Raw genomic sequence first — 13877 nt, 5'->3', positions numbered from 1 at the left:
AGACGAGTGGCCCGGTTCGCGGCGCGCGTCTGCGAGATAGCGGCAGACGCGCGAAACCGCAACCGCTTCAATGCATCTGCGCGCTTGACGGACGCACGAGTTCGCCGGTGTCGATAAGGTCTTCGAGGAAAAAGGGTTCGGTGTTCAGTTGCGGCGAAGCGCCGGGCTCGCCGGCGTACCACGCCACCATGGCCATGTCGCCGAGAATGCGCATGACGATTCCGCGCGCGCCTTGCGGCACGGCGATATGCACCGATCGGACAATGGAACCGATTTGCATGATGTTTCCCCGTTCTCCCATAGCCGGCTTTCTGGATTCATGCCGGTCAAGGTGATGATAAAAGCGCCGCTTCGCCGGTAACGTTGCGTACGCACCCAAACTGCTGCGCGTGAATACGCGTGAGAGCATCTCGTCATTGTTCCCGTTTTGCGGGGCCCTTGAAAGCCGGAACTCGGGGCGCTTCACCCGTCGTTTCGCTGGATTCGTCGCGACGCGCGCATCGCAACGAGACCATCATAAACCCTGCTGGGCGCGGAGATCAAAAACGCGGAGCGTCGGCGCAACGCGCGCAGCGCTCGCACACCAGGGCGCGATTTTCAGCGTATCCTTAACTGCTTTGCATGCGCGGCGTCTCGCGAATAGCGGCCGTGATCGTGGCAATGATCATGACCCCGGCGCTTTAGAACGCTTCGACTATGCGGCCGTTTGCACTTCCGCCTTTTCCGCTTTCGTCTTTCTTCGTCTTTGCCGTGCCCAACGCCTCTCACGCCTCCCACCTCTCTTACCTCGAACGCGGCACTCGTGCCTATTGGCGCGCCAGCATCGCCTTGTTGTTTGCCGGCTATGCCACGTTCTCGTTGCTGTATTGCGTGCAGCCGCTGCTGCCGTCGTTTTCGTCGACATTCAACGTGACGCCTGCGCAAAGCAGCCTCACCGTTTCGCTGTCGACGGCCGCGCTCGCCGTCTCCATCTTCACCGCGGGCTTTGTCTCCGAAGGCTGGAGCCGTCACAAGCTGATGACGATGTCGCTGACGGCTTCCGCGTTGCTGACCATCGGCGTGTCGATTGCGCCGCAGTGGCATCAGTTGCTCGTGTTGCGCGCGCTCGAAGGACTCGCGCTCGGCGGCGTGCCGGCCGTCGCGATGGCCTATCTCGCGGAAGAAGTTCACCCCGACGGTCTGGGCCTCGCGATGGGGCTGTATGTCGGCGGCACCGCGATTGGCGGAATGGCGGGGCGCGTGATTACCGGCGTGGTCGCGGATCTGTTTTCGTGGCGCGTCGCGATCGGCACGATCGGCGTGCTAGGCATTCTGTCGATGCTCGCGTTTCGCGCGCTGCTGCCGCCGTCGCGTCACTTCGTGCCGCGGCGCGGGCTCGGCTTCACGCATCATCGCAGCGCGCTGCTGCGGCAATTCACGCGGCCGGGCTTGCCGTTGCTGTTCCTGCTCGGCTTCGTGCTGATGGGCAGTTTCGTCACGCTGTACAACTACATCGGCTACCGGCTGCTCGCGCCGCCGTATCGCCTGAGTCAAACGGAGATCGGCGCGATCTTCGTCGTCTATCTGACGGGCGTCATCGCGTCGCCCTGGTCGGGGCGCATGGCCGATACGTTCGGGCGCGCCCGCGTGCTAAGCGCGAGTCTTCTGCTGATGGGCGTGGGGCTCGCGCTCACGATGCTGAGCGCGCTTGCGGCGATTGTCGGCGGCATTGCATGCGTGACGTTCGGCTTCTTCGCGGGACATGCTGTCGCGAGCGGCTGGGTCGGGCGTCTCGCGAAAGAAGCCAAGGGCCAGGCGGCCGCGCTTTATCTGCTCGCGTATTACATCGGCTCGAGCGTGATCGGCTCATATGGCGGCCATATGTGGGCCGGCTATGGATGGAGCGGCGTTGCCGGACTCGTTGCCGCGCTGCTCGTGATCGGTCTGCTCGCGGCGTTCAGATTGCAGCGGCTCGACTCGGCTCACGGTTGAGTCGAACACGACTCGATCGCGACTTGGCCGCGACGCGCTCGCCGACCGCGCCGACGATTCACCTCGCATCGAAAATCGATAAAAAGTAAGGGGTGCGTAAGCAAACGCTTCACTTTTTGCGGCGTATTTTGCTGCGCCGCCACAAGCGCCGCGAGCCTTGCAGGCGTTGGCTTCTGCGGCCTGCGAATAAGCGTCGCGAAGCTCGTGGACGCGGCTACGCCGCTTCAGGCGTCATCTATACTCAAATCGAGCGTTGGCACTGCACGGCTCTTGAACAGAGCTGCTGTTTGGCGGCCACACGCGGCCAATACAACAGGAGACGAGTATGACGACCTACTTCACGATTGGCGACTTCATCCTGGTCATTCCGATGGCGCTTGCCGGGGCATTGTTCGTAGGCGCGCTGCCTTGCAAGACGGAGTTGCGGCACAACGCGCTGCGCGTGCTGGGCGCGCTGCTCGGCGTCGTCTTCGCAGTCGTGCTGGTCGAAGGCTTGCCCGCGCTCGTCTAGCGAAAAAAAGCCGCCTGTGCGGCGGCTTTCTGTTCATCTGTTGATCTGTTCGTTTGCAAGGCGGCAGCGTCGCCGGAATCAGATCGCCTGATCCGTCGACGGTTTCTCCCACAGATTGACGCCGCCTTCAGTCGCGTAACGATCGATCTCCGCGAGTTCCTCCTTCGAGAACGCGAGGTTCTTCAACGCGCCGACGTTTTCGCGCACCTGCTCCGCGCGGCTCGCGCCGATCAGCACGGAAGTCACGCGCGGATCGCGCAGCGCCCAGGCAAGCGCCATTTGCGCGAGGCTTTGTCCGCGACGCTGCGCGATGTCGTTCAGCTTGCGCACGTGCTCGATGTTCTGCTCGCTCAAATGTTCCTGCTTCAGTGATCCGCCGCCCGGCTTGTTGACGCGCGCGTCTTGAGGCACGCCGTTCAGATACTTGCCGGTCAAGAGGCCCTGCGCCAGCGGCGTGAACGCAATCGTGCCCGCGCCGACCTGTTCGAGCGTGTCGAGCAACTCACGTTCGATCCAGCGATTCAGCATGTTGTACGCAGGCTGATGAATCAGCAACGGCACCTTGTATTCGGCGAGCAGCTTCGCCATTTCGAGCGTCTTGCTTGCCGAGTACGACGAAATGCCGATGTACAGCGCCTTGCCCTGCTGCACGGCGCTGGCCAATGCGCCCGCGGTTTCCTCGAGCGGCGTGTTCGCGTCGAAGCGATGCGAATAGAAAATGTCCACGTAGTCGAGGCCCATGCGCTTAAGACTCTGATCGAGACTCGCGAGCACATACTTGCGCGATCCGCCGCCTTGTCCGTACGGACCCGGCCACATGTCCCAACCCGCCTTCGACGAAATCAGCAGTTCGTCGCGATACGGCTTGAAGTCGTCCTTGAAATGACGGCCGAAGTTCGTCTCCGCGCTGCCGTACGGCGGCCCATAGTTGTTGGCGAGATCGAAATGCGTGATGCCGAGGTCGAAGGCGGTACGCAGAATTTCGCGCTGCGTCGAGAGCGGCGTGGTGTCGCCGAAGTTGTGCCACAAGCCGAGCGACAGCGCGGGAAGTTTGAGACCCGTCTTGCCGCACACGCGGTACTGCATGTCCGAATAGCGTTCTGAAGCTGCTTCGTAAGCCATTGCTAGTGTCCTTGATGATGATGTCGCCCGGTGATTTCGGGCATGGGCAAGCGCATTCTGCGGGAGGCGTGCTGCTGCGATCTGTTTTTATAGGCGGCGAGACCGCTATGGTAGCCAATCGACGCGATGCGTGCAGACGCCCGCCATGCACGATGGACGAGTGCTTGCAGGTCCCCTACACTTTCGCCGACCAGGCTTAGGGAGCATTCAATGGCGAAGGCGATTTCGATTGCGCTGATTGTCGGCGGCGTATTGCTGCTGTACTTCGGCGGACAGGCATTCAATTCGGTGAGCAGCGACGTCTCGCGCGTATTTACGGGTTCGCCGACGAACAAGGCGATCATGCTGATTGTCGGCGGCGTCGTGGCAACGCTCGCGGGAATTACGGGCATGGCGTTGTCGGGACGCAAGCGCTAGCCGGCTAAGCGGCGGCGCCAGGGTTAAACGCTCTCGCGCGTGCGTTTGGCGCCGTCACAAAGCGCTAGTGAATCGTCGGATCAGAAAGCAATTTCAGGCTTCGCGGCCGACCGCGTTCCGGGCAACGGCACATTGCTCGCGCCGTGATACGTGTAGACGAGCGAGAACTTCACGCGGTCGCTCAGATTCTTGCCCGCCGAGTGCAGCGTATTGCAGTGGAAGAACACCACGTCGCCGGCTTTCAGTTCGGGCGAAACGGCCGCGCGAATCCACGCCTGGTTTTCCTCCAGATCGGAGCGGAAGAACTTGGCTTCGTCGAAACGATCGCCGGTGAATGGCGCGCTGTGCGAGCCGGGCACGAGCCATAGCGCGCCGTTGTCGACGGTTTCGTCGCCCAACGCAAGCCACACCGAAACGAGATCGTCGCGTTCGAACGACCAGTAACGCACGTCGCGATGCCAGCCGGTCAGGCTGCCGTACGCCGGGTGCTTGGTCATCATGCAGTTGTGATGCGCGCGCGACAGGCGCGGCTCCTCGCCGAAATACAACTCCATCCAGCCGCGAATCTCGGGCGCGGTCGCCCATTGCGCGAAACTGGGATCGCGGCCGTAGGCGTCGAGCAAACGGCGCACGGTATGACCGCCGGGCGCGAGTTTCGACGACGGCGCGCCGGGATATTGCAGATCCGCTTCGAACTCGATCGGCGCGGCGGCTTCTTCAAGTTGACGTTGCGCGATCTGCTTCATCTGCTCGCAACGCTCGGCCGACACGAGACCCGGCACGACGACAAAACCCTGCTCGCGCAACGTGTGAATCTGCTCTTTCTTCGAATGGAGTGACATGGTGATCCGTGACCGTCGACTAACCGATCTTCGATTGTAAAACGGGCGCGATCATACCGCGTGCTGTTTCACCGTCGCGCGTCGACATGAAGTTGATGCAGGTCCGCAATGCCGCGCACTATTTGCAGGCGGCGTGCGGCTTGCCGACGCACGCGGGCTGTGCGGGCACGCACGGTAACGTGCATGAAGAGTGTCCGCGAAACCCGTGTGCACTTGCCCTTTGCCGCTCTGCGAACTACGTATGAACCCTCATCCGCAGGGTAAAAACCGACTTTCAGACGTCATGAATCACGTGTAGCCTGCACGCATGTTGATCGCTATTCCCGTCTGTTTTCGCGTCCCACGGGCCATGAAGCCCAAGGCGCTGTTCTCCGCGCAGTTCCCCGCCGCGCAGTTTTCCACCGGATTCCGGGCTCCCGAACCATCTATCGCGAGACCGCCATTGGCACGCTTGGTGCTGCTATTGGGCGCACATTTCGTCGCGCGACACGCTGCCTACTTGTGAAGCCATGCATACTCTTCTGAGCACACGTTTTACCCGAGCCGCCCTCAAAGCCGCCCGTCCGGCGCGCCGCCATGTCGTGCGCGCGCTGCGTCATCACGCCACGCGCACACGCGCCTTGGGCGAACAATGGCGCGACACGAAAGCCGTCGACGGCATTCGCACCTGGTTCAACACATTCTTCTCGGCCTTGCGTACGCGAGGCGGTTCGCGCCGCTTCTCGCTGCGCACGCTGCTGCGCAAGCCGACGCCGCTGCGCCTCACCGCAGCGCAGCGCGCGCCGGTTGCCGTGCCGTCGCAAAGCACCAGTCGCCGTCCGCGTCGTATGTCGACGAACGGCAGCACGGGCTGGTTCGCGTTCGCTTTCGCGAGCCGCTAGGAGCCACCACGAGCGCCAAATAAAAAACCCTGCGCGGCGCAAGCCGGCAGGGTTTTTCGCATTCAGACGCCTGAATCTAGCGTTAGTCCGCCAGCGCAGCGACCGGCTCAGTGCCGGCGGCCTCCGCGAGGGCCAGCGCCTTGTCCGTGGCTTCCCACGTGAATTCCGGCTCTTCGCGGCCGAAGTGGCCATAAGCCGCGCTCTTCTCGTAGACCGGACGCAGCAGGTCGAGCATCTGAATGATGCCCTTCGGACGCAGATCGAAATGCTCCTGCACGAGGCGCGTGATCGTCGCGTCCGACACGCGGCCGGTGCCGAACGTGTTGACCATGACCGACGTGGGCTGCGCGACGCCGATCGCGTACGACACCTGGATCAGGCAGCGCGACGCGAGGCCCGCGGCCACGATGTTCTTCGCGACATAGCGGCCGGCGTAAGCGGCCGAACGGTCGACCTTCGACGGGTCTTTGCCCGAGAACGCGCCGCCGCCGTGCGGAGCCGCGCCGCCGTACGTATCGACGATGATCTTGCGGCCCGTCAGACCGCAGTCGCCTTGCGGACCGCCGATCACGAACCGGCCGGTCGGGTTCACGAGGAACTTGATGTCGCCCTTGATGAGTTCAGCCGGCAGCGTCGGCTTGATCACCTCTTCGATCACGGCTTCGCGCAGCGTATCCAGATCGATGTCCGGCGAATGCTGCGTGGAGAGCACGACGGTGTCGATGGAATGCGGCTTGCCGTCCACATACCGCACGGTGACCTGCGACTTCGCATCCGGGCGCAGCCAGGGCAGGCGGCCGTCGCGGCGCAGATTCGCCTGACGCTCGACCAGACGATGCGACAGGTGGATCGGCAACGGCATCAGCTCAGGCGTTTCTTCGCATGCGTAGCCGAACATCAGGCCCTGGTCGCCGGCGCCCTGGTCGAGGTTGTTGTCGTGCGCGCGATCCACGCCCTGAGCGATGTCCGGCGACTGCTTGTCGTACGCGACCAGCACCGCGCAACCGCGATAGTCGATACCGTAGTCGGTGTTGTCGTAACCGATGCGCTTGATCGTGTTGCGCGCGATCTGGATGTAGTCGACGTTGGCAGTGGTGGTGATTTCACCCGCGAGCACGACGAGACCGGTGTTGCACAGCGTTTCCGCTGCAACACGCGAGTACTTGTCCTGCGCCAGGATGGCGTCGAGAATCGCGTCCGAAATCTGGTCCGCGACCTTGTCGGGATGGCCTTCTGAAACGGATTCGGAGGTGAAGAGATAGTCGTTTGCCACGTTGCAGACTCCTGTTATGTGGTTACGGTTAATGTTCACGTAGCCAGCTTCGGGAGCCTGAAGCGGCGACGCTTTAGCGGATTACCTGACTGGCAGGCGCTTATCACATGGATCGCGCCGCCTGGCTTCGCCCCGCAAGTTGTCTATTAACTCGGCGAAGCCCTTATTATAGCGACTTCCGATGATTGTCACAGAGTGTCTACGAGTGCGGTATTACGTCAACTTCTCCGCTTTCCTTAAATGCATCACGCCGAGCGCCTTCCAGGAGGTCACATGCTGAGCCGCCTTGGTCCCCGGCTCGCGATCGGCCTTCTCAAACTGTTTGCACTATTGCCGTATGGTTTCATCGCCCGCCTCGGCGACGGACTCGGCTGGCTGCTCTATCAGATTCCGAGCCGCCGCAAGCGCATCGTCCACATCAATCTGAAACTGTGCTTTCCGGAGTGGAACGACGAGCGCCGCGAAGAAGTCGCGCAGAAGCATTTCCGTCACGCGATCCGCAGTTACCTTGAGCGCAGCGTCCAATGGTTCGGCTCCGCGAAGAAGCTCGAAAAGCTGATTCAGGTCGACAGCGCAATCGATCTGACCGATCCGAACCTGCCGCCCACGCTGTTCCTCGGCTTTCATTTCGTCGGCATCGAGGCGGGCTCGATCTTCCTCAATTACTCGCTCAAACGTCAGTGCGGCTCGCTGTATCAGCCGATGTCGAACCCAGAACTCGAGGAGGTCGCCAAGGCCGCGCGCGCCCGCTTCGGCGCGGACATGGCAAGCCGCGCCGACAGCGCGCGCATCGTGCTGCGCTGGCTGCGCGAGCGCAAGCCGGTGATGCTCGGCGCCGACATGGACTACGGCGCGCGCAATTCGACTTTCGTGCCGTTCTTCGGCGTGCCGACCTGCACGCTGACCGCCGTCGGCCGCCTCGCGAAAGTCGGTCACGCGCAGGTCGTGCCGTTCATCGGCGAAGTGCTGCCGAACTACAAGGGTTATCGGCTGAGGGTGTTCAAGCCGTGGGACAACTACCCGACCGGCGACGACGACGCGGACGCGCGGCGCATGAACGCGTTCCTCGAAGAACAGATTCCGTCGATGCCCGAGCAGTACTACTGGGTGCACAAGCGTTTCAAGACGCGGCCGCCCGGTGTGCCGAGCGTGTATTGAGGGCGCTCGAGGGGCGCGTCACTTACAATAGCGTGATGAAACTGAAATTCACCAAGATGCACGGCGCGGGTAACGACTTCGTCGTGCTCGACGGCTACACGCAAGCGCTCAACCTGACGCCGGAGCAGGTGCGCGCGCTCGCCGACCGCCATTTCGGCGTCGGCGCCGACCAGTTGCTGCTGGTCGAAAAGCCTACCGTGGATGGCGTCGATTTCAGGTATCGCATCTTCAATTGCGACGGCGGCGAAGTCGAGCATTGCGGCAACGGCGCGCGCTGCTTCGTGAAGTTCGTGCGCGACAGCGGGCTGACCGATCAGCGCAGCGTGCGCGTGCAAGTGCAGAACGGCACCATCACGCTGACCATGCAGGAAAACGGCGAGGTGCTCGTCGACATGGGCTCGCCGGTGTTCGAACCGGAACGTGTGCCTTTCGCCACCAAAGGTCTCCAGGGACGTCGCGAAGGCGCGGATACGCTCTGGCCGCTCGACGTGAACGGCACGACGCGCTGGATTTCGGTCGTGTCGATGGGCAATCCGCACGCCGTGCAAGTGGTCGACGACGTCGAGGCGTTTCCGGTGCTCGTCGAAGGTCCGGTGATCGAGCGGCACGCGCGCTTTCCGCAAAAGGTGAACGCGGGCTTCATGCAGATCGTCGGCCGGAGCGAAATCAAGCTGCGCGTCTATGAGCGCGGCGCCGGCGAAACGCTGGCGTGCGGCACGGGCGCATGCGCGGCGGTGGCCGCGGGCATTCGGCGCGGACTGCTCGACGCGCCGGTGCTCGTTCACACGCACGGCGGCAAGCTCACCATTTCGTGGGACAGTAATAAGGAAAGCGAACCGCTGCTGATGGCGGGTCCGGCCACGACCGTTTTCCAGGGCGAGATCGAACTGGCCGACTGAACGTGTCGCCTTCGATCGCGCATGAACGATTCATTAACTCACTGACCGACGCGTCGCATGAAGGCGTCGTCCTGTAGTCCTTTAGCCGAAACCATGAACGATCGCGAAGTCGCCGAATACCTGCTCGCCAATCCCGAATTCTTCGCCGAACACGCGGAAGTGCTCGCCACCATCCGGCTCGCAAACCCGCACGGCAAGGCCGCGGTGTCCCTGCAGGAGCGGCAGATGGAAATGCTGCGCGACAAGAACAAGCATCTCGAACGTCGTCTCGCCGAACTGCTGCGCTACGGCCACGAAAACGACAGCATCGCCTCGAAGTTCAACCGCTGGACGATTCGCGTGATCGCCGAGCGCGATCCGTACGCGCTGCCGCGTACCGTCGCCAATGGCCTGCGTGAGATTTTCGACGTGCCGCAAGCGGCGCTGCGCGTGTGGGACGTCGCCGAGCCGTATGCTCAGGCCGACTTCGCGCGCCACGTCGGCGAAGAAGTGCGGATCTTCGCGAACAGCCTCGCAGCGCCTTACTGCGGCGCGAACACCGGTTTCGAGGCGGCGCAATGGCTCGTGCCGGCTGCCGGCAGCGCCGACGAAAACCCGTCCGGCGGCGCTGCGCCGGAGCCCACGCACGTCACCGAATCGATTGCACTGCTCGCGTTGCGCGACCCGGAAGCCAATGAAGAAGCGTCGGCCTTCGGCCTTCTCGTGATGGGCTCCGCGGACGCGCGCCGCTTCCACGACGGCATGGCGACCGACTTCCTCACGCAGATCGGCGCGCTCGCAAGCGCCGCGCTGAGCCGTCTGCTGCCGCGCTGAACGCGCGAGCGCACGCGTCCGCCGTCAGCAAAAGTTAGCCGAACCCTGCTCGATCAAGCCAAACCGCCCATCGTGACCGAAACCGACTTCATCGCCGCGTATCTGTCGAATCTCGAGCACGAGCGGCGGCTGTCGGCGCACACCTTGCGCGGCTACACGCACGAACTCGAACAATTGCGGCTGCTGGCGAAAGGCCGGCCGCTCGAAAGCCTGACCGCTGTCGATATTCGCGGCGCCGTGTCGCGCGCGCACGCGGGCGGGCTAACGGCGCGCTCGATCAGTCACCGTCTGTCGGCGTGGCGTGCGTTTTACCGCTGGCTCGCGGGCCGCATCGATCTGCCGGCCAACCCCGTCGCCACCGTGCGCGCGCCCAAGCAGCCCAAGGCGCTGCCGAAGGCGCTGTCCGTCGACGACGCGAACCGCCTGATGGAAAGCCCGCCTGCCGCATCGGCGGAAGGTTTGCGCGATCACGCGATGCTCGAACTGTTCTACTCGTCGGGGCTGCGTCTGTCGGAACTCGTCGGTCTGGACGCCCGTTTCGCCGACGCCGACGGTTATCGCTCGGCCGGCTGGCTGAAGCTCGATTCCGCGGAAGTCGAAGTGCTCGGCAAGGGCAAGCGGCGCCGCATCGTGCCGGTCGGCAGCAAGGCGCTCACCGCGCTGAACGCGTGGCTCGCCGTGCGCGATCAGATGGTCAAGCACGATCCGCATCCGCTCTTTCTGTCGGCGCGCGGCAATCGCCTGTCGCCGAACGTCGTGCGCGAGCGTGTGAAGCGCGCGGCGCTGCTCGCCGGCATTCCGGCCAATGTGCATCCGCACGTGCTGCGGCACTCGTTCGCGACGCACGTGCTGCAGTCGAGCGGCGACCTGCGCGCCGTGCAGGAATTGCTCGGCCACGCGAGCATCACCGCGACGCAGGTGTACACGGGGCTCGATTTCCAGCACCTCGCGCGCGTCTACGATCAGGCGCATCCGCGCGCCAAAAAACGCGACTGACGCCGCCCTTGCGGCTCGATAGTCACCGCCCTTGCTTCATCCGCCGCGCGCGCAGCAGTTTGCGCGGCCCTTGCTTCTGCTGACACCCTCATGAATATCGTTACGCTCAAACCGTCGAAAGAAAAATCGCTGCTGCGCCGCCATCCGTGGGTCTATGCGAACGCGATTGACCGGATCGACGGCAATCCCGCGCCGGGCGCGACCGTGCTCGTGCGCGCGCACGACGGCCGGTTTCTCGCGCGCGCCGCCTACAGCCCGCACTCGCAGATCCGCGCGCGCGTCTGGAGCTTCGACGAAAGCGAGCCGATCGACCACGCATTCTTCAAGCGCCGCGTGCAGCGCGCGCTCCTCCATCGTCAAACGATGGTGCGCGACACCGGCGCCGTGCGGCTGATTTTCGGCGAAGCGGACGGCCTGCCGGGCCTGATCGTCGATCACTACGTCGCCGAGGACGAAGGCCAGCGCAGCCAGCTCGTCTGCCAGTTCATGGCGGCGGGCGTCGAGGCGTGGAAGGAGGCGATCGTCGCCGCGCTCGTCGGCGCGACCGGCTGCCCGAACGTCTACGAACGCTCGGACGTGTCGATTCGTCAGAAGGAAGGGCTAGAACAGACGACCGGCGTGCTGGCGGGCGAAGCGCCGTCGGAAGCGCTGATCGCGAGCGAAAACGGCGTGCGTTATCACGTCGACGTGCGCAACGGCCACAAGACCGGCTTCTACGTCGACCAACGCGATAACCGCCTGCTCGTGCAGCAGCTCGCGCAGGACCGCGACGTGTTGAACTGCTTCTGCTACACGGGCGGTTTCTCGCTGGCGGCGCTCAAAGGCGGTGCCAAGCGGGTCGTTTCAATCGATTCGTCCGGCGAGGCGCTCGCGCTCGCGCAGCAGAACGTGGCGGCGAACGGCTTCGACGCCGAGCGCGCGACCTGGCTCGACGCGGACGCGTTCAAGACGCTGCGCCGCCTCTACGACGAAGGCGAGCGTTTCGACCTGATCGTGCTCGATCCGCCGAAATTCGCGCCGTCGCGCGAGCATGTGGACCGCGCGTCGCGCGCGTACAAGGACATCAACCTGACCGGGCTGAAGCTGCTGCGCCCAGGCGGCCTGCTGTTCACCTACTCGTGCTCCGGCGCGATCGATTCCGAGCTGTTTCAGAAGATCGTGGCAAGCGCGGCCGCGGACGCGCGCGTCGACGCGCGGATTCTCAAGCGTCTTGGCGCCGGGGTGGATCATCCGTTGCTCACAGCATTTCCGGAAGGCGAATACCTGAAGGGCCTGCTGTTGCAAATCGCCTGATCGCCTATAACTTCACGGTTATTTCGCAGCGGGACGCGAGCGGCGGCGGCCCGGCCGTGCCGGCTGCCAGCGCCGCGTGGGCAGATATGTTTCAATAACCGGCTAGACAGGCTGCGCGCCGCGAGGTTGCCGCGCCCGGCTCATGCATACCGCTATGCATCCGCTAAGCATACGATTACGCATCGTTTCACGACTCTATAGGCGAACAACATGATCCCAGTCACCATCCTGACCGGCTTTCTCGGCAGCGGCAAAACTACCCTGCTCAAGCGCATCCTGAACGAAAAGCACGGCATGAAGATCGCCGTGATCGAGAACGAGTTCGGCGAAGAGAACATCGACAACGAGATTCTCGTGCAGGACACGAGCGAGCAGATCATCCAGATGAGCAACGGCTGCATCTGCTGCACGATCCGCGGCGACCTTTCGCGCGTGCTGAGCGATCTTGCGGCGCAGAAGCAGTCGGGCAAACTGGACTTCGACCGCGTGGTGATCGAAACCACCGGCCTCGCGAATCCCGGCCCCGTCGCCCAGACCTTCTTCATGGATGACCAGATCGCCAGCGAATTCCTGCTCGACGCGATCATCACGCTGGTCGACGCGAAGCACGCGAATCACCAACTGGACGAGCACGAAGTCGTGCAGCGCCAGGTGGGTTTCGCCGATCGCCTGTTCATCACGAAGGCCGATCTCGTCGACGAAGCGCAACTGGGCGATCTGCGCCACCGTCTGCTGCATATGAATCCGAAGGCGGCGATCAAGGTCGTCAATTTCGGCGACGCGGACATCAAGGAAATCTTCGACCTGCGCGGCTTCAATCTGAATTCGAAGCTCGAGATCGATCCGGACTTCCTCGTTGAGGACGAACACGCGCATAACCACGCGCATGCGCACGACGAGCACGGCCACACGCACGGCCACGATCACGACCACGCAAATTGCGATCATGACCACGGCCATTGCGATCACGAAGGCCATGAAGGCCATGAAGGCCATGAAGGCCACGATCATGCGCATCATCATCACGCGCATCACGACGACAAGATCAAGTCGTTCGTGTACCGCAACGATCGTCCGTTCGATCCGAACAAGCTCGAAGACTTTCTCGGCGGCATCCTGCAGATCTACGGCGAGCGCCTGTTGCGTTACAAGGGCGTGCTGTACATGAAGGGCGTCGACCGCAAAGTCGTGTTCCAGGGCGTGCATCAGATGATGGGCAGCGACCTCGCGGCCAAATGGCAGCCGGCCGAGAAAAAGACCAACAAGATGGTGTTTATCGGCATCGAATTGCCGCAAGACCTGATTACCGACGGCCTCGACGCCTGCCTCGCCTGAGCGTCGCGCCTGGCAAAAGCGTATTGGTCTGCTGTTACTCGGGGCGCGGGGGCCAAATGGCCGCCGCGAAATGTGCGGTGGCGCACATGTATGAAAAACGCGTGAAAACCCTGCTGTATTAGTGGGCGCTCAACCATCGCTTTTTGACCGTTCGCGCGTTATATTTTCGGGATACCAGTGCGCCGCCGAGGGATTTCCACCAGTTGCGGCGCCGGATTGTGATTCAGTTACAATACGTGCCCACTGGAGAATGAGAACGATTTGCCCGGTCAGTGCGCGGTGATTACATATTGCGCAGTGGGGCGCACCGGGCTTGTAGCGGCGCCGGAAAATCTTGTCCGGGGAACTCGCCGACAATACCCGCCG

General features: G+C 63.1%; 14 protein-coding genes. 10 read left to right on the top strand and 4 right to left on the bottom strand.

Annotated features, from left to right (window positions below; translation table 11 throughout):
• Positions 1-67: 67 nt before the first annotated feature.
• Entirely contained in the window at positions 68-280 is a 213-nt protein-coding gene (locus ABIE53_RS02115; RefSeq protein ID WP_006050502.1) for a hypothetical protein, read from the bottom strand.
• 416 nt (positions 281-696) lie between these two features.
• Here ABIE53_RS02115 and ABIE53_RS02110 point away from each other — a divergent pair, with 416 nt between their 5' ends.
• Positions 697-1971, top strand: a complete 1275-nt coding sequence (locus ABIE53_RS02110; protein ID WP_244230958.1) for an MFS transporter — start codon at positions 697-699, stop codon at positions 1969-1971.
• A gap of 325 nt (positions 1972-2296) precedes the next feature.
• The gene (locus tag ABIE53_RS02105) at positions 2297-2482 is read left to right on the top strand and encodes a hypothetical protein (RefSeq protein WP_006050504.1); all 186 of its coding nucleotides are present in this window, start codon (positions 2297-2299) and stop codon (positions 2480-2482) included.
• A gap of 78 nt (positions 2483-2560) precedes the next feature.
• Here ABIE53_RS02105 and mgrA read toward each other — a convergent pair whose 3' ends face one another.
• Positions 2561-3604, bottom strand: a complete 1044-nt coding sequence (gene mgrA / locus ABIE53_RS02100) for an L-glyceraldehyde 3-phosphate reductase (protein ID WP_006050505.1) — start codon at positions 3602-3604, stop codon at positions 2561-2563.
• Positions 3605-3814: 210 nt separating this feature from the next.
• Here mgrA and ABIE53_RS02095 point away from each other — a divergent pair, with 210 nt between their 5' ends.
• Positions 3815-4021, top strand: a complete 207-nt coding sequence (locus ABIE53_RS02095; protein WP_006050506.1) for a DUF3185 family protein — start codon at positions 3815-3817, stop codon at positions 4019-4021.
• Positions 4022-4101: 80 nt separating this feature from the next.
• Here the strand turns inward: ABIE53_RS02095 and ABIE53_RS02090 are convergent, their stop codons facing one another.
• Positions 4102-4863, bottom strand: coding sequence for a phytanoyl-CoA dioxygenase family protein (locus ABIE53_RS02090; RefSeq protein WP_114155697.1), 762 nt, complete (start codon positions 4861-4863; stop codon positions 4102-4104).
• Positions 4864-5372: 509 nt separating this feature from the next.
• Here ABIE53_RS02090 and ABIE53_RS02085 point away from each other — a divergent pair.
• Positions 5373-5744, top strand: a complete 372-nt coding sequence (locus ABIE53_RS02085; protein WP_006050508.1) for a hypothetical protein — start codon at positions 5373-5375, stop codon at positions 5742-5744.
• A gap of 82 nt (positions 5745-5826) precedes the next feature.
• Here ABIE53_RS02085 and metK read toward each other — a convergent pair whose 3' ends face one another.
• A complete protein-coding gene (gene metK / locus ABIE53_RS02080) occupies positions 5827-7017 on the bottom strand; it encodes a methionine adenosyltransferase (RefSeq protein WP_006050509.1) in 1191 nt (396 codons plus the stop codon).
• A 273-nt stretch (positions 7018-7290) separates the two neighbouring features.
• Here metK and ABIE53_RS02075 point away from each other — a divergent pair, with 273 nt between their 5' ends.
• The 6 genes from ABIE53_RS02075 (at position 7291) to ABIE53_RS02050 (ending at position 13511) form a co-directional block, all read left to right on the top strand.
• Positions 7291-8175, top strand: coding sequence for a lipid A biosynthesis lauroyl acyltransferase (locus ABIE53_RS02075; protein ID WP_029969470.1), 885 nt, complete (start codon positions 7291-7293; stop codon positions 8173-8175).
• Positions 8176-8210: 35 nt separating this feature from the next.
• A complete protein-coding gene (gene dapF, locus ABIE53_RS02070; RefSeq protein ID WP_044021421.1) occupies positions 8211-9074 on the top strand; it encodes a diaminopimelate epimerase in 864 nt (287 codons plus the stop codon).
• 93 nt (positions 9075-9167) lie between these two features.
• Entirely contained in the window at positions 9168-9887 is a 720-nt protein-coding gene (locus tag ABIE53_RS02065; RefSeq protein WP_114155696.1) for a DUF484 family protein, read from the top strand.
• 72 nt (positions 9888-9959) lie between these two features.
• Positions 9960-10883 (top strand): tyrosine recombinase XerC, encoded by a 924-nt coding sequence (gene xerC, locus ABIE53_RS02060; protein ID WP_107709152.1) that lies wholly within the window; start codon positions 9960-9962, stop codon positions 10881-10883.
• 90 nt (positions 10884-10973) lie between these two features.
• Positions 10974-12176, top strand: a complete 1203-nt coding sequence (locus ABIE53_RS02055; RefSeq protein ID WP_114155695.1) for a class I SAM-dependent rRNA methyltransferase — start codon at positions 10974-10976, stop codon at positions 12174-12176.
• Between the two features lie 210 nt (positions 12177-12386).
• Entirely contained in the window at positions 12387-13511 is a 1125-nt protein-coding gene (locus tag ABIE53_RS02050) for a CobW family GTP-binding protein (protein ID WP_192699937.1), read from the top strand.
• Positions 13512-13877: the final 366 nt, after the last annotated feature.

The organism is Paraburkholderia sp. OAS925 (assembly GCF_040543975.1).
Classification (GTDB): Bacteria; Pseudomonadota; Gammaproteobacteria; order Burkholderiales; family Burkholderiaceae; genus Paraburkholderia; species Paraburkholderia graminis.
Note: the sequence above shows the minus strand (reverse complement) of the source record. Positions and strands in the feature narration are given on the sequence as shown.